Annotated in this window: 17 protein-coding genes, 1 tRNA gene and 1 CRISPR repeat array; of the genes, 12 read left to right on the forward strand and 6 right to left on the reverse strand. The window is 40.2% G+C overall.

Annotated elements, in window-relative coordinates:
* The first annotated feature begins 302 nt into the window (after window positions 1-302).
* From A0J48_RS11360 to A0J48_RS11370, 3 genes are all read left to right on the forward strand, one after another.
* Entirely contained in the window at window positions 303-2,504 is a 2,202-nt protein-coding gene (locus tag A0J48_RS11360) for an HAD-IIB family hydrolase (RefSeq protein WP_200323146.1), read from the forward strand.
* 737 nt (window positions 2,505-3,241) lie between these two features.
* Window positions 3,242-9,715 (forward strand): ExeM/NucH family extracellular endonuclease, encoded by a 6,474-nt coding sequence (locus A0J48_RS11365; RefSeq protein WP_200323148.1) that lies wholly within the window; start codon window positions 3,242-3,244, stop codon window positions 9,713-9,715.
* A gap of 104 nt (window positions 9,716-9,819) precedes the next feature.
* Entirely contained in the window at window positions 9,820-10,428 is a 609-nt protein-coding gene (locus A0J48_RS11370) for a hypothetical protein (RefSeq protein ID WP_200323151.1), read from the forward strand.
* Between the two features lie 251 nt (window positions 10,429-10,679).
* Window positions 10,680-11,227: a CRISPR direct-repeat array (repeat unit 36 nt; unit sequence CTTTACAAACCCGCTCCCCCGAAAGGGGATGGAAAC).
* Between the two features lie 264 nt (window positions 11,228-11,491).
* On the opposite strand, the gene A0J48_RS11375 is transcribed toward A0J48_RS11370, so the two are convergent.
* On the reverse strand, window positions 11,492-11,830 hold the full coding sequence (locus tag A0J48_RS11375) for a type II toxin-antitoxin system PemK/MazF family toxin (RefSeq protein WP_200323153.1): 339 nt from the start codon (window positions 11,828-11,830) through the stop codon (window positions 11,492-11,494).
* Window positions 11,817-12,041 carry a ribbon-helix-helix domain-containing protein gene (locus tag A0J48_RS11380; RefSeq protein ID WP_200323155.1) on the reverse strand — a complete coding sequence of 75 codons (225 nt, stop codon included), beginning with the start codon at window positions 12,039-12,041 and terminating at the stop codon, window positions 11,817-11,819. The genes A0J48_RS11375 and A0J48_RS11380 overlap by 14 nt, the downstream gene beginning before the upstream one ends.
* Window positions 12,042-12,380: 339 nt before the next feature.
* Here A0J48_RS11380 and recR point away from each other — a divergent pair, with 339 nt between their 5' ends.
* From recR to A0J48_RS11405, 5 genes are all read left to right on the forward strand, one after another.
* The gene (gene recR / locus A0J48_RS11385; protein ID WP_234300861.1) at window positions 12,381-12,938 is read left to right on the forward strand and encodes a recombination mediator RecR; all 558 of its coding nucleotides are present in this window, start codon (window positions 12,381-12,383) and stop codon (window positions 12,936-12,938) included.
* A gap of 96 nt (window positions 12,939-13,034) precedes the next feature.
* The gene (gene ureE, locus A0J48_RS11390; RefSeq protein WP_200323157.1) at window positions 13,035-13,475 is read left to right on the forward strand and encodes an urease accessory protein UreE; all 441 of its coding nucleotides are present in this window, start codon (window positions 13,035-13,037) and stop codon (window positions 13,473-13,475) included.
* Window positions 13,453-14,142 carry an urease accessory protein UreF gene (locus A0J48_RS11395; protein ID WP_200323159.1) on the forward strand — a complete coding sequence of 230 codons (690 nt, stop codon included), beginning with the start codon at window positions 13,453-13,455 and terminating at the stop codon, window positions 14,140-14,142. Before ureE ends, A0J48_RS11395 begins: the two co-directional genes overlap by 23 nt.
* Before the next feature lie 92 nt (window positions 14,143-14,234).
* Complete coding sequence (ureG, locus tag A0J48_RS11400; protein WP_200323161.1) at window positions 14,235-14,831, forward strand: urease accessory protein UreG; 597 nt, start codon at window positions 14,235-14,237, stop codon at window positions 14,829-14,831.
* Between the two features lie 281 nt (window positions 14,832-15,112).
* Window positions 15,113-15,886, forward strand: coding sequence for a lipase family protein (locus A0J48_RS11405; protein ID WP_200323163.1), 774 nt, complete (start codon window positions 15,113-15,115; stop codon window positions 15,884-15,886).
* Window positions 15,887-16,003: 117 nt separating this feature from the next.
* On the opposite strand, the gene chlP is transcribed toward A0J48_RS11405, so the two are convergent.
* Window positions 16,004-17,260 (reverse strand): geranylgeranyl reductase, encoded by a 1,257-nt coding sequence (gene chlP, locus A0J48_RS11410; protein ID WP_200323165.1) that lies wholly within the window; start codon window positions 17,258-17,260, stop codon window positions 16,004-16,006.
* Between the two features lie 395 nt (window positions 17,261-17,655).
* On the opposite strand from chlP, the gene yidD reads away from it, so the two are divergent.
* The 3 genes from yidD to A0J48_RS11425 all read left to right on the forward strand — a co-directional run bounded on the left by yidD (window position 17,656) and on the right by A0J48_RS11425 (window position 21,515).
* On the forward strand, window positions 17,656-18,180 hold the full coding sequence (gene yidD / locus A0J48_RS11415) for a membrane protein insertion efficiency factor YidD (protein ID WP_200323167.1): 525 nt from the start codon (window positions 17,656-17,658) through the stop codon (window positions 18,178-18,180).
* A gap of 94 nt (window positions 18,181-18,274) precedes the next feature.
* Entirely contained in the window at window positions 18,275-19,291 is a 1,017-nt protein-coding gene (locus tag A0J48_RS11420; RefSeq protein WP_200323169.1) for a sulfate/molybdate ABC transporter ATP-binding protein, read from the forward strand.
* Between the two features lie 250 nt (window positions 19,292-19,541).
* Window positions 19,542-21,515, forward strand: coding sequence for a WD40 repeat domain-containing protein (locus A0J48_RS11425; RefSeq protein ID WP_200323170.1), 1,974 nt, complete (start codon window positions 19,542-19,544; stop codon window positions 21,513-21,515).
* A gap of 175 nt (window positions 21,516-21,690) precedes the next feature.
* Here A0J48_RS11425 and A0J48_RS11430 read toward each other — a convergent pair.
* The 3 genes from A0J48_RS11430 to pds form a co-directional block, all read right to left on the reverse strand.
* Window positions 21,691-21,782: transfer RNA gene (locus tag A0J48_RS11430), tRNA-Ser, on the reverse strand.
* A gap of 190 nt (window positions 21,783-21,972) precedes the next feature.
* Window positions 21,973-22,905 carry a 15-cis-phytoene synthase CrtB gene (crtB, locus tag A0J48_RS11435; RefSeq protein WP_200323171.1) on the reverse strand — a complete coding sequence of 311 codons (933 nt, stop codon included), beginning with the start codon at window positions 22,903-22,905 and terminating at the stop codon, window positions 21,973-21,975.
* A complete protein-coding gene (pds, locus tag A0J48_RS11440; protein WP_200323172.1) occupies window positions 22,889-24,355 on the reverse strand; it encodes a 15-cis-phytoene desaturase in 1,467 nt (488 codons plus the stop codon). Before pds ends, crtB begins: the two co-directional genes overlap by 17 nt.
* A gap of 214 nt (window positions 24,356-24,569) precedes the next feature.
* Here pds and nagZ point away from each other — a divergent pair, with 214 nt between their 5' ends.
* Window positions 24,570-25,667, forward strand: a complete 1,098-nt coding sequence (gene nagZ, locus A0J48_RS11445; RefSeq protein ID WP_200323173.1) for a beta-N-acetylhexosaminidase — start codon at window positions 24,570-24,572, stop codon at window positions 25,665-25,667.
* The last annotated feature ends 5 nt before the right edge of the window (window positions 25,668-25,672 follow it).

Below are 25,672 nucleotides of genomic sequence, written 5' to 3' on the forward strand. Positions count from 1 at the left end.
TTTCAGCAGTAAAATCCTCTAAATGTATATTCTCAAGACTCGACTTTTTGACTACATATACCTGCAATACGCTGTATATTCGACTATCAAATATCAAAAATATGACTTTAGATCATGTAATACCAGCGATGCAAAATGGTTTAATTATTCTTTAGCCGAGCAAATAAAAGATAGAAATAACCTTGGCCAATTTTGCCAATTATTCCACTTCCCTGTATGATAAATCACTAGTAACAAAAAGTCCATTTGGTATCAAAAGACTAGACATAGCCTGCTATACAGTCAATCATGGAGGAAGACAAATGTCACACAGCCCAGGACTGTACATTATACTCGTCAGTGTTCACGGTTTAATAAGAGGTCATAATCTAGAACTAGGAAGAGATGCAGACACCGGTGGACAAACAAAATATGTAGTCGAACTGGCCAACACATTAGCCAAAAATTCCCAAGTAGAAAGAGTTGATTTAGTTACCCGGTTGGTTAATGATTCCAAAGTTAGTCCTGACTATGCCCAACCAATAGAAATACTTTCAGACAAAGCCCAAATTATTCGTCTTGCTTGCGGTCCAAAACGCTACCTCCGCAAAGAAGTTCTCTGGCCACATTTAGACACCTTTGCAGATGAATTACTGCGACATATCCGCAAAGTGGGAAGAATACCAAATGTCATTCATACACACTATGCAGATGCAGGATATGTTGGTAGTCGGGTGGCTGGGTGGTTAGGAACACCCCTTGTCCATACTGGTCATTCCCTGGGACGAGTCAAGCAACAAAAATTACTGGAACAGGGAACCAAACAAGAAGCAATTGAAGAACATTTTCATATCAGTACCAGAATTGAAGCCGAAGAAATTACACTGGGTGGTGCAGCCTTAGTTATAGCCAGTACGAATCAAGAAGTTGAGCAGCAATATAGTATATACGATCGCTATCAACCGGAAAGAATGGTAGTGATTCCCCCTGGTGTAGACTTAGATCGCTTTTACTCAGCCGCAGATAATTGGCACAACCCACCCATTCAAAAAGAATTAGATCGCTTTCTCAAAGAACCCCAAAAACCGATAATTATGGCGATTTCTCGCCCAGCTATTCGGAAAAATGTCAGTAGTTTAATCAAAGCCTATGGCGAAGATCCTGAATTGCGTAACCTCGCTAACCTGGTAATTATATTGGGAAAACGAGATGACATCATGACCATGGAATCTGGTCCCCGTCAAGTATTTATCGAGATATTGCAACTAATAGACCGCTACGACCTCTATGGTCTGATGGCTTATCCTAAACACCATAATGCTGACGATGTGCCAGATTTATTTAGACTCACAGCTAAAACCAAAGGAGTGTTTATTAATCCAGCCCTAACAGAACCATTTGGATTAACTTTAATTGAAGCCAGTGCTTGCGGTGTACCGATTATTGCAACTGCTGATGGTGGACCCAGAGATATTTTAGCAGCTTGCGAAAATGGTTTATTGATTGACCCCTTGAATATCCAAGAAATACAAAATGCCCTCCGCACAGCCTTAAAAGATACTGAAAAATGGCAACGTTGGTCTAAAAATGGCTTAGTTAACGTCCGCAAACATTTCTCCTGGAATAGTCACGTTGACAAATATCTAGAAAAAATCAGCCTTTTCCCCCAACGACGAATTCAATCTTTACTCAGTCCTCTCCCCGCATCTCCAGCTGCTGAACATCCAGAATGGAATGTACCAGATACAAACCGTTTACCAACCGCTGACCGTTTCCTCGTTTGCGAAATTGATAACACCCTTTTGGGTGACAAAGCAGCCCTAGAAAAATTGATTCAGCGCATTCGTCAAGAAGGACATACAACCGGAGTAGGAATTGCCACAGGACGCACATTAGAAAGCACCTTGAGTATGTTGGAAGAATGGCGCTTCCCCATGCCAGATTTATTAATTACATCCGCAGGTAGTGAAATCTATTATGGACCCCAGATAGTCACAGATACAAGTTGGCAAAAACACATCGGTTATCAATGGCAAGCCCAAGCAATTCGTCAAGCCATGAAAGATATACCCGGTGTAGAATTGCAACCACCAGAAACTCAACGCCAGTTTAAAATCAGCTATTTTGTTGATGAAGCCAAAGCACCTAACTACCGAGAAATTATCCGCCATTTGCGTCGTCATCAACTGCCTGTGAAAGGGATTTACAGCCACAATATGTATCTGGATTTATTGCCTATTCGGGCTTCTAAAGGAGATGCAATTCGTTATGTAGCTTTGAAATGGGGTTTACCTGTGCAACGTTTCTTAGTGGCAGGGGCATCAGGTAATGATGAAACCATGCTTGGTGGTCAGACTTTAGGTGTTGTAGTAGGCAATTACAGCCAAGAAATTGAAAAACTGCGGGGTTATCCACAGATTTATTTTGCTCAAGGTCATTATGCTTGGGGTATTTTGGAAGCGTTGGATTATTATGACTTTTTTGGTGGTTTGTCGCAAAAACAGCCGGAGATGATGATGGTTTAGGTTGTGATTAGATTATAAGCATTTGTTGGGTGGTGCTACAGCTTAACCCAACCTACAAAAATTCTTAACCAAACCTATAGGGTTATACCATTTCCTGATGAGGCTGCGCCGAATTTTTGGTTTTCTATTTTCTTCCTCTGTGTTCTCTGTGCCTCTGTGGTTCGTTTCTTTCTAAATTTGGCGCATCTTTATACAGAATTGGTATTAAGTAGTCGTGCAAAATAAATTTTATAGTTAGGAGAGGGAATAGGGAAGAGGGAATAGGGAATAGGTAAGGAATACAGACATTTTTGTTTTCAATCAATATGTACAATTAATTTTGCTTAGGTACTTAATACTTAATCTTAAATTAACTAATCAATAGTCTAGTTATAATTTTATTGATATAAAATTCCAAATGATACAGTAAAAGTCAATAGTATTCAACAGTATTTACAGCTACTTATTTGATAAGTTAGCTGATTTATATCCAGTCGCTTTTGGAAAATTTTAATACTAGTTTCTAATCACGAATTGGTATTAAGTAATTTCATCAAGCATTAAGAGTCCATATTTAAAATCTATAAATGCCTATTTAAAGAATGCTTTTATAGACTACAAAGCACATTTTTTAGTCCATCTTTTTCTGCATTGATAAATTTCCCGAAAATGGCAGTACCTATTTTTTAGGTTTTGCTAATTAGGAAGACAAATTGAAAATAAAACAACACAGTCAATCAAGGATAAATAGGTGATTTATGGCAGCTACAACTTTAACTCCCGGTGATATTGCGATTATTGGTTACACGACTAATGGTAGCCCTGATTCCTTCTCATTTGTGAATTTAGTGCCAATCAGCGCAGGTACTATAATTTATTTCACTGATAATGGTTGGACTGGTACAGGTTTTAGAGGTTCATCTGCAACCGATGGTGATGGCAATGAAAATTTAATAAAATTTACAGCTAATAGTGATATTGCGGCGGGAACAGTTATTCGTAGTATTGACACATCTGCTAATTTTACTTGGACAAAAACAGGACAAATTGGAACTACTACATCAGGCAGTTATAATGATTTATCTTTGGGTCAATCGGGTGAACAAATAGCAGCATTTCAATCTACAAATACATCAAACCCGATGAATTCGGGATTTACAGGTATATATCAAATTGATAATACAGGAACATTTGAAAATGCTACTAGTTCATCTGAAGGTAATGTAATTCCTGGCTTATCCCAAAGTAGTAATACGGCAGTCTTATTTAACAATTTAGCAACTTACGCAGCATTCAATCTTAACACCCTCAGCGGTGGCACAAAAGCTGATTGGCAAGCAGCAATTAATAATGCAGCTAATTGGACTTTTAATAATAATGGAACTAGTTTACCAACTGGTAGTATTAGCGTTTCTAGTAGTGTTACCAACACAGCCCCCACAATTCAGGCTGATATTATTAATACAGTTGATGATCCGGAAATAACCACACTTTTCCTGAATGTTTCTGCCAGTAGTCCCAGTACAAATCCTGCAACTTATATTAGTGGTGTAATTAATGATCCCACAGATCCAGCTAGTACAATTGGGATTGAGTTTGATATTAATGATGCAGAAACACCTAATTCCCTCACCATAACAGCAGTCAGTAGTAATCAAAGCGTTGTAGCTGATAGTAATTTGGTCATTTCGGGAAGTGGAGGTGATAGAAATCTCAAAATTACTCCAGTAGGTGTAGGTTTTGCAGATATTACAGTTACCGTGAGTGATGGTACACTCACTAATTCCTATATAATTAAGTATGCTGCTTCGGAAGCAGGAACAACTAACAGCCGCTTTCTAACAGGAACTGCCGATGCTTCCACCGCCATTGCTGTAGACTCCCAGTATATGCTGGTGGGAGACGATGAAAATCAAGTTTTGCGACTTTACAATCGCAATAATTCTGGTTTAGCCGTTGCAGGTTTTGACTTTACATCTTCTTTAGGACTGACAGATTTATCTGGTGGTGTACCCAGAGAGGTAGACATTGAAGCTTCTACCCGTGTAGGAAATCGAATTTTCTGGATGGGTTCAGAAAGTAATAGTGATTCAGGTAGTTCTCGTCCTAACCGCGATCGCATTTTTGCCACCGATATTTCCGGCACAGGCGCGAATACAACTTTAAGTTACGCTGGTAGATACGATTTTCTCAAAGAAGATATCATTGCTTGGGATGTCAATAACCTCCACGGTAAAGGTACAAATTACTACGGACTAGCTGCTAGTGCAGCATCTGGTGTAGGTTCTAAACAAGGTGACGGTTATAACATTGAAGGGCTAGAAATGGCTCCTGATCATACCACTGCTTATGTTGCCTTCCGCGCTCCTCAAGAACCCACCACTAACAGAACAAAAGCCCTGATTGTTCCTGTTACTAACTTTACCAGTTTACTATCCTCTACTGGTGGTACACAAGGATTCGCAACTTTTGGCGCTCCCATTGAGTTAGATTTAGGTGGTCGTGGCATTCGGGAAATTAGAAAAAATACCGCCAACCAATACATTATCATTGCTGGCCCCGCCGGAGATGCCGGAGCAGCCCCCAATGACTTCAGATTATACACTTGGACAGGCAATCCCATTGATGCACCCGTACTTCGAGCAGCAGATTTAACAGCTTTGAATGCTGGAGGTAGCTTTGAATCAATTGTTGAAGTACCCAACTCTCTCACCGACACTAGTCAAATCCAGATACTTGTAGATAATGGTGATAAAGTTTGGTACAACGACGGCACAATTGCCAAAGAACTCACTCAAAACAACTTCAAAAAATTCCGTAGTGATATAGTGACAATAGGTGCAGAAGTCTTATCTTCCCCCACAGTCACAATTGCTGCCACAGATGCAGACGCAGCAGAAGCCAATGCTAATCCAGGAACTTTGAGAATTACCCGTACAGGCGATACCTCCTCAGCCCTGACTGTTAATTACACCATTGCTACAGGTGTAGGTCAAGCTGCCAATGATGGTACAGACTACAACCCAAATCTCACGGGTACTGCCACAATTGCGGCAAATAGCTCCTTTGTGGATATTACCATCACACCTATTGATGATCTAGATGTAGAAGGTAATGAAACAGTAACTCTCACTCTGAATAACAATCCTAGCTACACCTTGGGGACAAATACCACTGCCACAGTTACCATTGCTGACAACGATAGCACCTCACCTCCTGCCAACCTTGCACCAGGAGACATTATCTTTAATGAATACGTCTCCGATAATGATGCTAATGGCAATGATTTCTTTGAATTACTAGTTCTCAAAGATAATGCTGACTTGCGGGGATTACGAGTTAGTGATAATGAACTTGTTGGTGGGGTTCTCAATAATAATGAATCAGTTTTTGTCTTTGGTAATGATTCATTTTTGAGTAATGTTCCCAAAGGTACAGTGATTGCAGTTTGGACAGCAACAACCGGAATTTCCACAGATACTCTTGTCAATCCTGCCGCTAATGACTGGAAAATGGTACTTGCACCAGGAACAGGTGTAACTACTAGTGTAGATGGACTGGGTGGTAGCATTAATACAGGTTTATCTACTGGTGGTGAAGCTCTTTACCTCTATTTACCGGGAGGAGATGGTAACAGTAGTGGAACTGACAATATTTACCTAGACTTTATTTCTTTTGAATCTGATGGTGGTGATGCACCTACTGGATTAGTTGACCTTAACCTCCCCAGTCTGGCTGATAATGCTTACTATACAGGTAATACTGCCTCTGGTAATGATTCTGCTAGTAACTGGATTAGGTATGATTTTCCCGCCAATACTACTAATTTTCCCACACCAGGAGATGCTAATCCCAGTCAAAATTTGAGCGATTTAAGAAGTGGAGGAACAAATACTCTTAATTTAAGTATTTCACCAAATACATTCTCAGAAAATGCAGGTGTTAATGCCGCTACAGCTACGGTTACTCGCACAGGTGACACAACTAACGCTTTGACTGTTAATTTGAGTAGCAATGATACATCAGAAGTAACTGTCCCCACTACTGTAATTATTGCCGCAGGACAAACCAGTGCTACTTTTAACGTTAATGCTGTAGATGATGCTGTAGTTGATGGTTCTCAAAACGTTGTTATTGCCGCCAATGCCAATAACTTTGTTGGTGCTACAGCTAATATAACAGTGACTGACAATGATTTTGCTATTGCCAAAATCCATGATATTCAAGGTAATGGTGCAACTTTTAACACTGCTTTTAGTGGGACACAAACAATTGAAGGTATTGTTACTCGTGCATTTCTTGGTGCTTCTCAACTGAACGGTTTTTATGTTCAAGAAGAAGATGCTGATGCTGATGGTGATTCTACGACCTCAGAAGCTATCTTTGTTTACGACCCAACGGGATTATTTACAGGTAATGTGGGTGATAAAGTCCGAGTCACAGGTACTGTAGGAGAATACACTAGCACCAGTAGCGGTGTCACCAGCAGTTTAACCCAACTTTCTAGTATTACCAGTGTTGTTGATTTAGGTGCTAATGTTCTACCCACAGTCACAAATATTCAGCTTCCTGTTACTAGTGTCACTGACTTAGAAAGCTATGAAGGAATGTTAGTTAATCTCAGTGCGGGAACTGGGAGTTTGACAGTTACTGAACATTTCCAATTAGGTCGTTTTGGCCAGGTTTTACTTTCAGCTACAGGTGCTAGTAACCAATCAGGTACAGATGGCAGGCTGGAACAATATACACAATTTAATGCTCCTAGTGTCAGTGGATATGCTGCCTATTTAGCTGAGATTGCTAAACGGGAAATTATTCTTGATGATGGTAGCAGCACACAAAACCCTGATCCAATTCTTTTTGGTCGTAACGGTCAACCTTTGAGTGCATCTAATACTCTGCGCGGTGGTGATACTGTAGATAGCATTACGGGAATTTTAGACCAGCGTTTTGAAGGTTATCGCATTCAAACATCCACAGGAGTTAACTTTACAGGTACTAATTCCCGTCCTCATACATCCCCAAATGTGGGTGGAACTTTAAAGGTTGCTAGTTTCAATGTTCTTAATTACTTTAATGGTAATGGTGCTGGTGGAGGTTTCCCCACTCCCAGAGGTGCAGAAAATCTGACGGAGTTTAACCGTCAACGGGACAAAATTATCCAAGCAATCATTAATTCCGGTGCAGATGTAATGGGATTAATGGAAATGGAAAATGATGGTTATGGTTCTACTAGTGCGATTCAAGATTTAGTCAATGGACTCAATGCGATCGCCGGTGCTGGTACTTATGCTTTCATTAATCCTGGTACTAGTTTGGGAACAGATCAAATTACAGTTGCATTAATCTACAAACCAGGCCAAGTAACTTTTGTAGGTGCAGCAGCAACAATGGCTGATGGTTATGGTACAGGTGCATTTGATGTAGTTGGCCGTAAACCTTTAGCGCAGACATTCCAGCAAAATTCTAATGGTGAACAATTTACTGTCGTTGTTAATCACTTCAAATCTAAAGGTTCAAGTTCTGGTGGTGTTGGTGATAACGACATTGGAGATGGTCAAGGTTTCTCTAATGGGACACGCACTCGTCAAGCACAAGATTTAGCTGCATGGTTAGCAACCAATCCTACAGGTACAACTGACTCAGATTATTTAATCATCGGTGATTTGAATGCCTACGCCCAAGAAAATCCCCTGACAACTTTAGCAACTGCTGGATATAACAACCTACTACCAAATACATCTTACTCTTACGTATTTGATGGACAATGGGGTTCTTTAGATCATGCTTTAGCTAATAGCAGTTTAGCAGCACAGGTGACAGGGGCGGAAAAATGGCATATCAACAGTGACGAACCTACGGTTTTAGACTACAACACCAACTTTAAATCAGTAGGACAACAAACCAGCTTATACAATGCTGACCAATATCGTGCTTCTGATCATGATCCGGTAATTATAGGACTGAATCTTTTATCTGCACTTCCTATCATCAGTATCAATAATCCAAGTGTGACTGAAGGTAATAGCGGTACAACTTCTTTAACATTTACCGTCAGTTTAGACAAAGCTAGTAATCTTCCAGTTACTGTTAACTATGCCACAGTCAATGGTACTGCCTACTCTGGTTATGATTACACTGCTGCTGGTGGTACACTCACCTTTGCTGGGGAAGAAACCACTAAAGTTGTTAATGTGGCTGTAATTGCAGATTTATACCACGAAGGTAACGAAACTTTCCAACTACAACTGAGTAACCCCAGCAATGCTACCATCAATACTGGTTCTGGAACTGGCACAATTATTAATGACGATGCAGCACCTAGTTTGAGTATCAATAACATTAGTGTGGCAGAAGGAAATAGTGGTACTCGCTTTGCTACCTTTAATGTGAATTTGTCTACAGCTTCTGGTCAAACTGTCACTGTTAACTATGCCACAGCAGACGGAACTGCAACAGTTGCTGATAATGATTACACTCCCACCAGTGGAACTTTAATTTTTGCACCGGGAAGTACCTTACTAACTGTTAGTGTTCCTATTGTGGGCGATTCTCAACTAGAATCAGATGAAAGCTTCTATCTGAATCTTAGCAATGTTAGTGGAGCTACCCTGGCTAATAGTCAAGGTGTTGTTACTATTCTTGATAATGATGCATTTACATCTGTCACTCTCACAGGAACATCTGGTAAAGATACTCTCACGGGTGGAGATGGTGACGACAATATTTTTGGGTTGGATGGTAATGATACCCTCAATGGTGGTGCTGGTGATGACTTTATCAACGGTGGGTTAGGAGCAGATATTTTGACTGGGGGTTCGGGTGCTGATAGTTTCATCCATAACAACTTTAATGAATCTCTATTCGCAAACCCTGACCGGATTCGTGATTTTAATCCTGGTGCTGGAGACCGGATCATTCTCAATAATCTTCCCACTGCTGTCTTCAATGCTGGCATCATCAACTCCAGCAATTTAAGTAATGCTGTTGTCGCTGCTTACAGTGATGCTGATCCCACAGTAGCAGGTTCACAGGTTTTAGGAACTAATCAAGCTGTATTTTTTAGCTTTGGTAGTAGTGCTGCAACCCGACGCACGTATCTATCAGTTAACAATAATACACAAGGCTTTAATGCCAGCAATGACTTGTTTATCGAGGTGACTGGTTTAGTGGGAACTCTACCGACAGGAGCATTAACAGCAAGTAACTATTTTGACTATTTTGCAATTTAAGAATAGGACACAGAAGCAGGAAAGAGGGAATAGGCAATAGTTTATTCTCTCCTTGTCTTTTGTAACTTTTTTGCACACTTAATCAAATCAACTCTCAACAGCAAATGCTAACTAAAACTCATTTTCTCAATCGTCGAATTCTCCATTGGAGTTTAGCAACTTCTGCTACTCTTACCATTATTGCCAGTCTCCCTGCCAAAACTTTGGCTTTAACTGGTTTCACTGGTGATTATGACCCTAGTAACTGGACACTGACAAACACCAACGCTGATGGTAGTGTTGATACAACTAATGCAGCTAGTGGTTCAATTGATTTAATTGGTGGAGATGATGGTGGCGAATCTCCAGGTACAACTGACTGGACTATTAATATAACTCCTTCTAGAGCAGGTTCTGTGAGTTTTGACTGGAGTTACTTTTCCCTAGATATTCCTGGTAACGATACAGCAGGTTATTTGCTCAATAACATATTTTACCAATTAGCTGCAACAGATGGAGACTCCAGCACTGCACCTGTCACCTTTTTACTCAACCCTGGTGACACCTTTGGTTTTCGAGTTGCAACCGTAGATAATTTAGGTGGTCTAGGAATATTTACTGTTCAAAATTTCAACGTCCAACCAGTAGCAGTACCTTTTCAATCTTCGCCAGTAATCGGTTTAGCAGTGTTAGGTTTAAATGGATTGTATCGGCAGTGGCGGAAACGATGTTAGGTTTAGTTACATTATCGGCTTGACAATTTCAGTAAAATCATCTATTTTAATGTGGTGTGTTCAAATTTATCGACACACCTCGCCCGAACCTTGAAAACCGCATAACTTCGTTAAGGTGTGTCGATTGCTTGCACCATAAGGCTTTCAGGCTGCGATTTTGACCATTTCTAGAAATTTTTTTTCCATTTTCCAGAGGTGTGTCGATTAGGGTATCTGAAACCCTTGCTCTGTAAGGTTTCCAGAAGTGAACTCTTTACAAACCCGCTCCCCCGAAAGGGGATGGAAACCGTCATCACTAACTGCATCGCAGGAAAACCTGAATCCTTTACAAACCCGCTCCCCCGAAAGGGGATGGAAACTTCTTCTGTTGGGGTTGTCCTTACATCCCCGCAGGAAAAGGAACTTTACAAACCCGCTCCCCCGAAAGGGGATGGAAACGCCTAAAACCGTTCTCAGAGACATTTAATAAACCACCTTTACAAACCCGCTCCCCCGAAAGGGGATGGAAACGGCAGACGTAATCTGCCTGGGTGGTTTCTATAAAAACTCTTTACAAACCCGCTCCCCCGAAAGGGGATGGAAACGTAATCGGTGCAATATAGGTGTTTTGATCGCCAGCTTTACAAACCCACTTCCCCGAAAGGGGATGGAAACCCAAACTGACCACCGTAGGTTTTTACGCCTACTACACCTTTACAAACCAACTTCCCCGAAAGGGGATGGAAACTTCAAGCCATGCAAGCACGCATCGTAAGGGCGTTTTCTTTACAAACCAACTTCCCCGAAAGGGGATGGAAACCCAATACCCTAATTACCAGCAATTCTCATTTTGAAAAAAATAAAATGAAATTCTCTTAATTTAAGTGTAAAACTTGTATCAAATTATCATTTTTTGGTAGATAGTTATCATCCGATGCTGGAGATAGATAGGGTTTTAAAAATCTTGAAAAATTCAGACATGAAGAATTGATTTCAACTTCGCACCAATTAACTTCGAGACTTGAGTCTTCATCTTTTAAGGGAACTCTAGAAGTTTGACACTATGGAATAGTTTTAATATCTGCTAGTCCAAACCTAAATGTAGCTTGATAGCATCATTGACCAAATGGATCAACTCTTGACTTAAACACCCTACCACATCTCCTAAAATGCGCTGTTTAGAAATTGTCCGTATTTGTTGCGCTTGTACCTTAGAAGTTTTAGACAAACCCGAATCTTCTGGATTTAATAAAACTTCAAAAGGATAAACACGACTCATATTAGATGTAATTGGTAAAATCGTCACCGTAGTAGAGGCATTATTATTAGCATCATTACTAACAATGAGTACAGGACGGCGTTTATTCATTTCTGACCCCACTGCGGGACTGAGATTTGCAAAGTATATTTCACCACGTTTCATCTGTCAGCCCATCACCTACAGTTAAATCCCATTCTGGGTTAAATTCCGCTGCTGCTTCCCGGTAAGCTTGTTCTAACTCCTGATAACGCAGTAATTCTATGGCTAACTCAATTACTTGAGAACGAGATTTACAGCCTTTAGTCAATTTATAATCTTCAATAAACTGCACCAAAGAGGATGGTAAGGAAATGGAAAGTTTTTCAGCTTGCATAGTATTACCAAAAGGTAATTATATTTTTCCTACTTTATAGTAATATAAATAGTGGGAGTAATACATCTAACATCAAGCAATCAAGAAAATTGATTGATATTAAACTGCTAATACATTCATTTTTCTTTATAAACCCGCTTCCCCGAAAGGGGATGAAAACTCTAAACCCTATTTACTAATCAAATCGCTTTTTTCATCCTGCTAATCCTTTAATCCTGGACATCCTGATTCTGACAGATTCTCCAAAACTCCCCAAAAATGTCATCATAATAAAGGTAAAAATTCACTGGAGATAAAGCCACGGTTTACGCACGCCCTTTAGCCCGGTTAATTGAACAGCTGCAACGTCTCCCCGGAGTTGGTCCCAAATCCGCCCAGCGTCTAGCGTTGCATATTTTGAAGCGCCCAGAATCAGAAGTTGAAGCTCTTGCACAGGCTCTAATTGATGCTAAAAAACAGGTAGGCTTGTGTCAGGTTTGCTATCACCTCTCATCTGAACCTGTGTGTGATATCTGCCGCAATATCAACCGAGATAATACAACTATCTGTGTAGTTGCAGATTCTCGTGATGTGATTGCATTGGAAAAAACCCGCGAGTATAAAGGTAAATATCATGTTTTGGGTGGGGTAATTTCTCCTATGGATGGTATTGGACCCGAACAGTTGACCGTCCAAGCTTTGGTAAGGAGAGTCAGTCAACAACAGCCAAAAGAAGTAATTATGGCTATTAGTCCTAGTGTGGAAGGGGAAACCACTACTTTATATATAGGTCAGTTATTAAAACCTTTTACAAAAGTTACACGGATTGCTTTTGGTTTACCTGTGGGTGGTGATTTGGAGTATGCTGATGAGGTGACTCTGGCTAGGGCTTTGGAAGGACGACGGGAGTTGGATTAATTGGTAATTACAGCTATTTTCAGGTAAATGAACCACGAAGACACGAAGAACACGAAGGAAAGAGGTTCTCTATTCCCTGTTATAAATTTCTCAAATATGCTGACGCTGACGCAACGTAAACTACCTGATGCTAATATCACGGTTCATTTTACTCTGGAACTAAGTGCAGAAGAACGCACCCGCAGCCGTCACCGATTTACTTTAGCTGATGGTAATGAGGTGTTTTTGCGTTTACCTAGAGGTACGGTTTTACATGATGGTGATATTTTGACTGATGAAAATGAAAGTAATTTTCTGAAAGTTGTTGCTAAATCTGAACCGGTTTTAACTGTGGTTGCAAATACTCCTTTGTTATTAAGGGCTGCTTATCATTTGGGAAATCGTCATGTTCCTGTGGAAATTACAGTGAATTATTTACGTTTGTCTCCTGATCCAATTTTACAGGCAATGTTGATAAAATTAGGTTTGGAAGTTAAGGAGGAAATTGTACCTTTTCAACCGGAATTAGGAGCTTATGGAACTCATCACGCTCACTAATTTTCATTTTTTATCTATTCTGCAATTGGCTAGTCCGGCTTTACCTGTGGGGGCTTATAGCTATTCTGAAGGTTTGGAAATGTTGGTGGAAAATGGCACTATTTCTAATAGTAAGAATTTAAAAGATTGGCTAGAAGCTGAGTTGAAATATGGATCAATTCGCCTAGATGCAGCGGTGATGATGAGAGGTTTACAAGCTGCTAATTTGGGAGATTGGGAAGGTATAAAACGCTGGAATTTGTGGTTGTCTGCGGTGAGAGATACGGAGGAGTTACGGGCTTCTAGTTGGCAAATGGGCCGATCGCTCTTACAATTGTTAACTAAACTCGCACCGTCAACTGTTCCCTTGGCTGCTGCGGTGGGTTATCCTTGCAATTATGCGATCGCTTTTGGTATTGCTTCTTCTCACTGGCAAATTAACCACCAAGCTGCATTATTAGCATATCTGCATAGTTGGGTCAATAATTTGATTACTGCTGGAGTCAAACTTATTCCTCTCGGTCAAACTGCTGGACAAGAATTACTATTAGAATCACAAGCTTTATTAAGTGATACCATGTTGGAAATTCTCGCTTTGGAGGATGATGACCTGACTTGTTGTAGTTGGGGATTATCGTTAGCCAGTATGCAGCATGAAACCCAATATACAAGGTTATTTAGGAGTTAAGAAATAGGTGACAGGTGACAGGTGACAGGGAACAGGGAACAGGGAACAGAGAATATGTAATAATTTCACCAATCACCAATTATCAATCACTTATGAATGCTTTTCGAGTTGGGGTAGCTGGCCCTGTAGGTTCGGGAAAAACGGCTTTAGTAGATGCTTTATGTAAAGCACTGCGGGAAAAATATAACTTGGCAGTGGTGACAAATGACATCTATACTCAAGAAGATGCCCAGTTTTTGGTACGTTCTCAGGCTTTGGAGAGCGATCGCATTTTGGGAGTAGAAACAGGAGGTTGTCCCCACACTGCTATTCGTGAAGATGCTTCCATGAATTTAGCCGCAATTGAACAACTGGAAGAAAAATTTACAGATTTAGATTTAGTCTTTTTAGAAAGTGGTGGTGATAATTTAGCTGCTACCTTTAGTCCTGAATTAGTAGATTTAACACTATATGTAATTGACGTTGCTGCTGGTGATAAAATTCCCCGCAAAGGTGGCCCAGGTATAACTAAATCGGATTTATTAGTCATTAATAAAACTGACCTTGCACCCTATGTTGGTGCTGATTTAAATGTGATGGAACGAGACGCAAAGAAAATGCGTGGTGATAAGCCTTTCATTTTTACTAACTTAAAAACCAAGGATGGTTTAAACGAAGTAATTCAATTTGTGATTACACATAGTTGCTAAATAAAAAAATCAAACTTCTTCATTTCCAAAAATATATTTGCTACATCACCTATCTAGAGTTTAGATTAGACAGAAAAAAGTCCTCCGATTTTGGATTTTGGATTGACCAGAATAAATCCAGAAGATTGTAGCTTCTTTCTGCTGGACAAAGAAAGGCATCACGGAAAAGACAGACTTTTTTCCGAAATGTCATGTTTTGCTTTTGAATAAATTATTAATTCAGCTTTTCCGATTCTCGGTTATTTGTCGAAATCAATTTTTTATAACCACAGGATAAATTTATGACAGTTGATTATTCTAAAGCCTTAAAAATGGCTATTTGCAGCAAAGAAATTTATCAAGATTTTTCAAAAATTATTTTTAGCGGTGGTTGGCAGGAAAACCCCATTTTAATTAACGAACAATCTACTGATACCCAACTAGCTATTTTAGCAGATTCATCAGGAATTACTATTGTTTTTCAAGGTAGTAATTCATCATTTGACTGGCAAACCAACTTTGATACAAGTCAAGAACAGAAGGAATTTGATCAGGCAATAATTCGCGGTCAAATTGTTGCCCAACAAGATAAAACTTACCCATATAAAACAGATAATACTTCTGGCTCATTAATGCATCGTGGCTTTGCTAATGCTTACTGTTCAGTCAGAGATCAGATTCACGAATATATCAAAAATAACAATATTTCTAATGTGACTGTAACTGGACACAGTTTAGGAGGTGCATTAGCAACTTTATGTGCAGTAGATATTCAATACAACTTTGCTCAACAATTAACTTCCATAGAAGCCTATACTTTTGGAGCGCCAAAGGTAGGAAATAATGGATTTTGCAAATCTTATAATGAAAGAGTTCCCAAAAGTTATAGATTTGTTCATGGTATGGATATAGTACCAGCATTACCAAGATGGTGGCAGGGATATGATGATGTAGACAAAGAATTTCGTATAGGTTCAAGATTTAGTTTAAATTTCATTTCTGCCAGATTTAGAGATCATGGTCTTGATGGTTATATTAATATACTCAAAGAAAGATCAAGCAAATTAGGAAATTAAGCAGGATGTAGGGGATGGGGCGTAGACTAGGGTCGTAGTTTTAACACTCAAATTTTTCTTTATTCCCTACACCCTACACTCTAACCCCTACACCCTAGTTCCGTGAATAGCCACCTATTAAGGTGCCAGGGCATTACCGCGCAATAAACTACCAATTGTTTTAGCAGTAATCTTCAATTGAGTGATGGGGTTAGCTGGAACTACTGTTTTATACAAATAGCTATCAAATGTCAGCCGTTGTACATCCAAATCATCACACATTTCTACAAATGCTTCGCGGGTAGCATCGGAACGATAGAAAACGGTTTGGAGAATATCCAATACTTTGTAGGTGAGTCCGTATTTCTTATCCCAACGCTTGAGATAAAGTTTCAATTCTTTTTCGGTGGGGATACGCGCACCGCTGTTAGAAACTTCCACAATGGTTTCTGCACACATCCGGCCAGATTTAGCTGCAAAGTAGATACCTTCACCAGAAGACTTGGTAACGTAACCAGCAGCATCACCTACCAACGCAATACGTCCTACTACACGACGAGGACGGGGATGTTCAGGGATGGGGTGAGCTTCGACTTTGATGATTTGACCACCAGCCAATTTTTCCGTAGCACGGGCGCGAATACCAGCTTGCAACTGTTTGATGCTGGCTTTGTTAACGTGCATTGTGCCAGTACCCACTGCTACGTGGTCATATTTGGGGAAAATCCACGCATAGAAGTCAGTGGAAACGTCATCACCTACATACATTTCGGCCATGTCGTTGTAGTAGGCCATTTTGTCTTGGGGTAGACGAATACGTTCTTGGAAAGCGATCGCATAATTATAATCCCCTGCATCCATTTCTTTGGCAATGCGGGAATTTGCACCATCAGCCCCAATTACTAAATCTACCTTTAAAGTTTTTGCAATCCCTAGCGCCCCACCTTCAGAATGGTCAACGTAATGGATTGTATAAGGGTCGGTGTTGTTTGTGGGTATATCAACTTTATGAACAGTGGCGTTAATTAAATTAGCACCTAATTTTGCCGCCCGATTTCGCAAGAACCCATCCAGCACCTCACGGCGGCACATTCCTATATATTCTTCTTCATTTACCAGATTGATATCTACCTCACGATTAGAGGGAGAAATCATTTTCATCTTCCGTACTCGACGGTCGATAATCTCTGGTGGTAGGTCAAACTCGCTCACCATACATAGGGGAATAGCACCCCCGCAAGGCTTGGCGTTGTCCAGCTTGCGCTCAATTAGATAAGTTTCAATCCCAGCTTTTGCTAATGTTTCAGCAGCAGATGAACCAGCTGGGCCAGAACCAACAACAGCAACCCGTAGTGTCAAAGGTTTTCTCCCAATCTTCACGTTTACCGAAAGCATCCTATCATGTACTTTTAGTTGATTTGGCGCTCAAGCTTGGGGTTTTGACAGAATTGCAATATTCCTTAATATTTCGACATATTTATCCTTATTACCATAATAAATTTCTTTATGCTCAATAGATAAAGGTCAATGATAAAAAATAAAGGGAACAGGGAACAGGGAACAGGGAACAGGGAATAGATTCTAGGACTTACGCAGAAAAACGAAAAATTAAGGGTTTTGACAAAGGGGTAAAGTGGTGGATAAATCAAGGTTGAAGAGACGAAAACCCCTACACCCCTACACCCTTACACCCTTACACCCAGCCCTAACAGATAACTTCTGTGCGTAAGTCCTGGATTCATCCAAAACTCCTGCTCCCTACCTAATAGCATGGTTGTATGTAACAAAATATGCAAATTTCTTTATTAGACTCCCTATCACGAAAAATCAGTGTAACAGCGATCGCAGGCTATCAAAGACACATTTCCCCGCATAAAGGCTTTCAATGCGCTCATCGAGTGTTGTATGGTGGTGATTCTTGCTCCCAATTCATTAAACGAACAATTGCACAAGAAGGTTTAAAAGTTGCTTTTACCCAATCTCGGCGAAGATTTCAAGCTTGCAAACAAGCAAATCTAATTCTTAAATCCCAAGCTGAGGAACTAGAACCACCTACAGAAACAGAAGAGGATACTCAAACAACACAACCTCAACCAATAGCGCCTAAATCCTCTTGTCAAGATAGTTTTGATGCTGTGGATTTAGGAATTAATTGTGCTGATTTGAGTTGTGACTGTTCAGAACTACTGAATATGACTCCTGATTGTGGTTTTCTTGATTGTGGTGCTACTGATTGTGGTGCTTTGGATTGTAGTTCTTTAGATTGCAGCGGCCTTGATTGTAGTTTCATTGATTGTGGTGGTTGTAGTTGGTAATTTCCTTAATCCAAAAATGACTGTATATGATATAAATATAAAATCCAGTAATCCTACCTAAAAACCGTAGATTATTTGCAGAGGTATAAAACCAGTGGGCATAGTAGTTGAAAACGTATCCAAGCAATTTGGCAGTTTCCTCGCTGTTGATCAAGTCAGTCTAGAAATCAATAGTGGTTCACTAGTTGCTTTATTAGGTCCTTCAGGTTCTGGGAAATCTACCCTGTTAAGGCTAATATCAGGTTTAGAAATGCCAGATAGCGGCAAGATTTTTCTGACTGGCAAGGATGCTACATATCAAAGCGTACAAGAAAGAAATATCGGATTTGTATTTCAGCACTATGCTTTATTTAAGCATTTAACTGTGAAACAGAATATTGCTTTTGGCTTAGAACTGCGTAAAGCCGCAAAAAAGAAAATTCAAGGAAAAGTAGAACAATTATTAGAATTAGTACAGTTAAATGGGTTAGGCGATCGCTATCCTTCCCAACTTTCTGGTGGACAGAGACAACGGGTAGCGTTAGCTAGAGCATTGGCTGTAGAACCTAACGTATTATTACTAGATGAACCATTTGGTGCTTTAGATGCCAAAGTACGTAAAGATTTACGTGCTTGGTTACGTCGTCTCCATGATGAAGTTCATGTTACCACTGTTTTCGTTACCCACGACCAAGAAGAAGCAATGGAAGTCTCAGATGAAATCGTGGTCATGAATAAAGGAAAAGTGGAACAAGTGGGAACACCCGCACAAATTTATGATCACCCCGCTTCAGCCTTTGTCATGAGTTTTATCGGGCCTGTGAATGTGTTACCAAGTAGCTCGAAAATTTTCCAAACCAGTGGCTTTGAGTCAGCACATCCAGAAATATTTTTGCGTCCCCAAGATGTGATCGTGGAAAGAGATGCTAATGGGACAACTGCACCTGCTATAGTCAGTCGTGTAATTCATTTGGGTTGGGAAATTCAAGTAGAGTTGAAGCTAGATGATGGGCAAAGTGTTACCGCTCACTTAACACGCGATCGCTATGACGAGTTAAAGTTAGAAGCTCAAGAGCGTGTATATGTCAAGCCCAAAGACGCAAAATCTTTCCCCCTTTACTATTCTATATAACAGCAGTAGGGGAAAAGGCAGGATACAAAAGCCAAGAGATAATACATTATTCTCCTGTGTTCCCTCACACCCTACACCCACAAACATACTTCAGCAGATGCTGAAACTCCCTATCTTTCTTACCTTCTGGGGTATGTTTGCGTATTTTAGTATAAACTTAATATTAATTAAATTGAAGTTATACGGATACATTCGGAAATTTAATGGTTAAAATTGACTATGTGTTAATTTTCTCAACCATATAACTTATATGTCATTTGATATTGTTGGTGCTGCTGTCGATTTTGTTACTCTCACTACTAATCGAATTGTTTCAGCATTTACTAGCCAAACACTTGTTAAAGAAAATAAAATTAATTTACCGGCAACAGTTCAAAAGGTTAGACAAGATCAGCGTGTAATTCAAGCAGAAATGGATTATTATAAGCGCAGAGAAGCTAGAAGAAAAGAATTTCTAGAAATTCAGGAAACACCTGTTAATACAGATATAGAAATCACACCAGTATTTGAACGAGAAGAAAAATTACAAAAAATTAAGCAGGAAGAAATAGAAGATAGAAGCAAGTTAGGTGCATTATATTTAGATTTAAGTCGAGAGACAACCGCTAAAGAGATTGAATTTAAACAAAAAGAGATTCAAGGTATTTTCGATCAGCAAAAGTGGCCAGGTATCTTAAGTCGTGATGAAGCCCAAAGAATTTTCATAGATGAACAAAAGAAGCCACGCTTACTAATGTTAGTGCCACCTCCAGATATTAGTGATGACTTTCCAATTTCATTCCGTGATAGTCTCAAAAAAGAAATTCGCAACCAATTAAAACTATTTTTAGAAAAATACTATCCGCTGCATGGTGACTATTGCCCTGTTGAGTTTTATGGTAAATATTTTGAGCGTTCAATTTTTGATGCTGAAGTTAAGCAGTTAGAAACAATTTTATCTGCCATACCAACTGCAATTATTTACACCGATATTACAGACCACGAAGTTTATTTCAATGTTAAATTTTGGGGTCTACAAGAACCAGTATCTTTATCTTTTGAACCTTGGAACTGGGAAGAAGTAAAAGGACAGCTGGAAGAAGTTGGCAGCGATCAGACTAAGAGTTTGCGAGCAATTAGACAAACTATTGTGATTTTACACAAGCTATTAGCAGCATTTTTAGCAGATTGGTATTACTTGAACATCAACCCCAATTATGAACCTCAGCTATTTAAATTAAGCACAGACTTTCCTTCAGTTTGGACTGAGGAGATGTTGCAGAAACTCAGAGTTATCCTCCAGAGATATAGAGCAGCTTATCACTACGAGTTAAAAACATTAGCAAATGTGGAAATAGAAAAGCCCAAGTTCTGGCATTGTATCAATACACTTTATGGTCATTCAAATTATGTTTTTTCGATAGCTGTCAATCCTGATGGCAAAACATTTGTGAGTGGTGGTGCAGATAAAAATATTAAAATTTGGGATCTACAAACTGGTGAAGTTCTTCACAACTTGACTGGTCACTCTAACTATGTCTGTTCAGTCGCTATATCTGCTGATGGACAAACACTTGCTAGTAGTAGCTATGACAAAACATTTAAGTTATGGCATTCCTTAAAAAGTAAAACTTTTATTGAACATTCAGGTTGTGTCACTTCCGTAGCTTTTAACCCTGATGGTCAGATTTTATGTACTGCTAGTTTGGACAAAACTATTAAAATATGGGATTTAAGTACAGAAAAGTTGATGTTCACTCTCAATGAACACGAAAACTATATTAACTGTGTAGTTTTCACCTTAGATGGACAAAAGTTAATTAGCAGTGATGCTGACAAAACTATCAAAATATGGAGTGTGAAACAAGGAGTAGAAATCATTAGTATTCTGGAACATACAGATGGAATTAATACTCTAGCTGTTAGTCCAGATGGAAAAACCTTTGCTAGTGGCAGTCATGACAAAACAATTAAACTTTGGTATCTAGCAACAGCAGAACTCATTCACACATTCGATGGACATACTGATTCTGTCACAAGTGTTGCTTTTAGCCCAGATGGTAAAACTTTAGTAAGTGGTAGTAATGACAATACAATTAAGCTTTGGAATCTGGAGTCACAAGAATTAATAACTACTTTGTCAGAGCATTCCTCAACTGTCCATAGTGTAGCTTTCAGTGTGGATGGAAATAAGATTATTAGTGGCAGTGCTGATAATACAATTAAGATTTGGCAATTTGATTAATTGATGGCAATAAAAAGGCTCAAGGGTTAATTAGCTTACCCTTTGCCTTTTACCATGTTGAAACTCAAAGAAAAAAGAATTACTAGAAAAATGCTTCAAAAGCATCTGCTGTCAAGCACGAAAACCAAGAGAATTATTCCTTTTTGAATCCTCTTGATTCATAGACAGATAAAAACGGAGAAGGAGGGATTCGAACCCTCGGATGGACCTTACGATTCCATCAACAGATTAGCAATCTGCCGCTTTCGACCACTCAGCCACCTCTCCAGGTCATAGATAATAATGTTAGCAGATGTTTTTGATTTGGTCAATAGTTATTTTGTCAGAGAACAGGTAACAGGTAACAGGTAACAGGTAACAGGTAACAGGTAACAGGTAACAGGGAGAAATATTTACCTTCTGCCTTCTGCCTTCTGCCTCCTGCCTCCTGCCTCCTGCCTTCTGCCTTCTGACCATCTTATAACACTTGCGATCGCATCCAAGCTGCTGGCAAGGTAGTTAATTTTTGCCACTTGGGGACGTAAGCACGTTGACTGAACACATCATACTGATTGCGCTCAATCACATCTAAAATTTGTCCATAGAGCATGGATGCAGACCATACAGGCCAACGGGCATCAGCCGCTAAGTAACTAATACCTCTATCGGCTTTGGTATAAAATTTGCGGGCGCGTTCTATTTCAAAGCGCATTAGGGAACGCCAACGGTCATCTACAATACCTTTAAAAAAATCTTCTTCGGTGTAGTTGAATCTTGCCAAGTCTTCTAGGGGAATGTAGATTCTGCCTCTACGTGCATCCTCCCCCACATCCCGGAGAATATTGGTAAGTTGATTGGCAATGCCTAAAGCGATCGCTTCTTCGGTGGGAACATAAGGTTGTTGGTTTTGATGCCAGGGTGCTGTATAGATACTGGTATCTATGCCCATGATTGTAGTTGACATCAATCCCACAGTCCCAGCCACTCGGTAGCAGTAGAGATATAACTCCTCAAAGGTTTGATAACGACTGCGATATAAATCCATGCGCTGACCGGCAATCATATCCCGAAAGGGTTGAATGTCCAGGGAAAAGCTTTGGAGTGTGTCTACTAAAGCTACATCGTAATTATCTAATGGGTGTCCTGCAAAAATTGATTCCAGCTGCTTTTCCCATAGGTCTAGGGTTTCTGGCGTGGTTATAGCAGATGCGGGGCCATCTACTAATTCATCTGTTCGGCGACACCAAGCATATATGGCCCAAACAGATTGACGCTTTGCCGGACTCATCAGCAATGTACCCAGGTAAAAAGTTTTGGCATACTTAGCTGTGAGTTCCTGACAAAGTTTGTAGGAATCGTCTACAGAGACCAGCGTTTTCATGCGCGGGGGGGAATCAGGCAGTTGCAGCATTCGTTGCGGGCAGTCGAGTTAGCGTTTGCAGGTTGGAAGAATTTGCTACCGATGGCGCTATGCGATCGGAGATCGCCTGTGCTGTTAGCTTACCAGAAAGTACGGCTCCCTCCATACTGCCTAGATAGCGTTGCATGGTGTAACTCCCGCTCAAAAAGAAGTTGGCTATAGGAGTTTGTTGGAGTGGACGATACTGTTGACGACCAGGGGTCGCTTTGTAAACTGAACGTGGCGTTTTGACAACGTGAGATTTCAGCAGTTTTGCTGGGTTGTCTCCTGTAAAGTGGTCGGGAAAGAGTTTTTCCAACTCGGCCATAGTAGCAAAGACGATTTCCTCGTCGGATTTACTAATCCAATCTTTGGCGGGAGCTAGAACTAATTCCAGCATTGAGCGAGAGGAGTTAGCATATTCACGACAAGTGTTGCTCATATCAGCATAAACGCTGAGGAGGGGAGAGCGCGAAAAAAGTAGGTGATCAATGTCTGTTAACTTCCGATCAAACCATAGATGGAGGTTAATTACTGGTACACCTTCTAACCCTTCCAGCTTTTGGAAAAATTCCATCTGCTGCCAAGGTTCTGGCAACATGACTTTTAATGGGTCAACCGACATGGCTGATACGTAAAAGTCTGCTGTCACCACTTCATCTGGTTCTCCATTTAACCCGCGTAGCAAGAATCCTTTTACTGTACCATCTGGGTTGAGCAAAATCTCTTTTAAGGGTGCATTCAGTCGGACTTGTCCACCCCGCTCGGTAATGTAATCAACTATGGGTTGGCAAAGTCGTTCTGTGGGAGAACCATCCAAAAAGGCAATTTTGGAGCCATATCGTTCTTGTAAAAAACGATTGAGAGCAGTTAATAAAATTGTGGAGGAAACTTCGTCGGGGTTGATAAAGGTTAGTGCCTTGGAAGCAGCTATAAACACATCACTGGCTACCCGCTCACCAACACCTTGCCTTTTTAACCAATCCGAGAAGCTGTATTTGTCCATCTCTTCAACATACTGTTGACCGCGAACGATGGCTGGAAGCAACCCAATAGCGAAACGGATCTTCTGCTCCCAAGTCAACATATCGTTGTTGCGAAGAATCGAGGCAATGATGTTAAACGGAGAGGGAATATCTGGAACATCAAAACGTGAGAGTGTTCCGGGTTTATCTGGTTGATTAAAAATCAGTGTATGCTCTTTCCACTGGAGTCGGTCTTCAATGCCCAACTCCTTGAACAATTGCAGCATATTGGGGTATGCCCCAAAGAAGGCGTGTAACCCGGTTTCGTACCAGTCGCCGTCAGAGTCTTTCCATGCTGCCACTAGACCACCCAATACATCCCGACGCTCTAAGACAATGGGAGTATGACCTGCATCTACGAGATATTTCGCGCAGGAAAGCCCTGCTAGACCAGCACCAGCGATAGCTACGCTGCACTTCGTGTTCGCTACTAGCATTTAAACCTACTGTTTTTCAATATTTCTTAATTGTTTTGTCGTTCTCATTATACTTTGCGTTCTGTTACATTTGACCTTGTTTCTGGAAAAAGAGGGTGTAAGGTGTGGGGTGTGGGGCGTGGGGTGTAGGAAGACGTTAATAAACCAATGCCCAATGCCCAATGCTTAATGCTTAATGCTTCTGAGAGAATTTTAATTGTTATTTTTTAAAGTTATGTCAAGATCACAACATATCCAAAGCTTTGGTAATCACTTGATTCTCGGTGTTTCTGGAACAACCCTCAGTGATGAGGATAAACGGGTATTGAGTGAGTTAAAACCTGTTGGGGTGATATTTTTCGCCAAAAATTTTCTCGATGGTGTACCATATCAGGTTTGGTTAGAAAAATTTAAAGAATTACAGCACAGTATTCGTGAATATACAGAACGCGATTTACTCTTCACAACCCTAGACCATGAAGGTGGAAGAGTTGTCAGAACACCGTTACCAATTACTCGGTTTCCTCAAGCTTACTTATTACAATCTCATGCACAAGAAGTAGCAAAAGCAACAGCTTTAGAATTAAAATCTCTAGGAATCAATCTTTCTTGGTCTCCCGTTGCTGATATTTTCTCCAACCCCCAAAATCCAATTATTGGATCTCGTGCTTTTGGAACTACTCCTGAAACCGCTGGTCAACTGGCGCGGGAATATTATCGGGGACTCAAGGAAGGAAACATTCTCGGTTGTGCAAAACACTTTCCGGGACATGGAGACACCAGTCAAGATTCTCACGTTGAGTTACCAGTTCTCTATTTAACTGTGGAGGAATTACGACAGCGAGAATTGATACCGTTTCAAACATTAATTGCAGAACAAATACCGCTCATTATGACCGCCCATATCTTGTTTCCACAAATAGATCCTGAAGTTCCAGCTACATTATCAAAAACAATTTTAAATCACATTCTTCGGGAAGAACTAAATTTTCAGGGTGTGGTTGTTTCCGATGATTTAGATATGAAAGCTGTGTCTGAGATGTTTATGCAGTCGGGAACAGTAGCCCGTGCTTTTCATGCTGGTTGCGACTTATTTATTGTTTCTCGCAATATCAATTCTTCGGCAATTGAAAGAACATATCAAATAGCTGAAGATTTTGCTGCTTGTTTGAGTAACGGTAGCTTAGATGAAAATGTTGTAGCCACAGCAAGGGAGAGAATTGAGAAATTATTGGCGCTGACTCCCCAGTATCCAGTATATCCACTAGAAAAAGAGGCTTTCCTTAAGAATGCAGAATTAGCAATTGCTTGTACTTTGCAGGATGATCACTAGCAAAT

Source organism: Sphaerospermopsis aphanizomenoides BCCUSP55, assembly GCF_001586785.1.
GTDB lineage: Bacteria > Cyanobacteriota > Cyanobacteriia > Cyanobacteriales > Nostocaceae > Sphaerospermopsis_A > Sphaerospermopsis_A aphanizomenoides_A.

Bases quoted from the DNA above. Each gene is read 5' to 3' on its own strand.
- A0J48_RS11360 (WP_200323146.1), top strand. From the start codon at position 303: ATGTCACACAGCCCAGGACTGTACATTATACTCGTCAGTGTTCACGGT.
- A0J48_RS11365 (WP_200323148.1), top strand. From the start codon at position 3,242: ATGGCAGCTACAACTTTAACTCCCGGTGATATTGCGATTATTGGTTAC.
- A0J48_RS11370 (WP_200323151.1), top strand. From the start codon at position 9,820: ATGCTAACTAAAACTCATTTTCTCAATCGTCGAATTCTCCATTGGAGT.
- A0J48_RS11375 (WP_200323153.1), bottom strand. From the start codon at position 11,830: ATGAAACGTGGTGAAATATACTTTGCAAATCTCAGTCCCGCAGTGGGG.
- A0J48_RS11380 (WP_200323155.1), bottom strand. From the start codon at position 12,041: ATGCAAGCTGAAAAACTTTCCATTTCCTTACCATCCTCTTTGGTGCAG.
- ureE (WP_200323157.1), top strand. From the start codon at position 13,035: ATGCTGACGCTGACGCAACGTAAACTACCTGATGCTAATATCACGGTT.
- A0J48_RS11395 (WP_200323159.1), top strand. From the start codon at position 13,453: ATGGAACTCATCACGCTCACTAATTTTCATTTTTTATCTATTCTGCAA.
- ureG (WP_200323161.1), top strand. From the start codon at position 14,235: ATGAATGCTTTTCGAGTTGGGGTAGCTGGCCCTGTAGGTTCGGGAAAA.
- A0J48_RS11405 (WP_200323163.1), top strand. From the start codon at position 15,113: ATGACAGTTGATTATTCTAAAGCCTTAAAAATGGCTATTTGCAGCAAA.
- chlP (WP_200323165.1), bottom strand. From the start codon at position 17,260: ATGCTTTCGGTAAACGTGAAGATTGGGAGAAAACCTTTGACACTACGG.
- yidD (WP_200323167.1), top strand. From the start codon at position 17,656: ATGCAAATTTCTTTATTAGACTCCCTATCACGAAAAATCAGTGTAACA.
- A0J48_RS11425 (WP_200323170.1), top strand. From the start codon at position 19,542: ATGTCATTTGATATTGTTGGTGCTGCTGTCGATTTTGTTACTCTCACT.
- crtB (WP_200323171.1), bottom strand. From the start codon at position 22,905: ATGCTGCAACTGCCTGATTCCCCCCCGCGCATGAAAACGCTGGTCTCT.
- pds (WP_200323172.1), bottom strand. From the start codon at position 24,355: ATGCTAGTAGCGAACACGAAGTGCAGCGTAGCTATCGCTGGTGCTGGT.
- nagZ (WP_200323173.1), top strand. From the start codon at position 24,570: ATGTCAAGATCACAACATATCCAAAGCTTTGGTAATCACTTGATTCTC.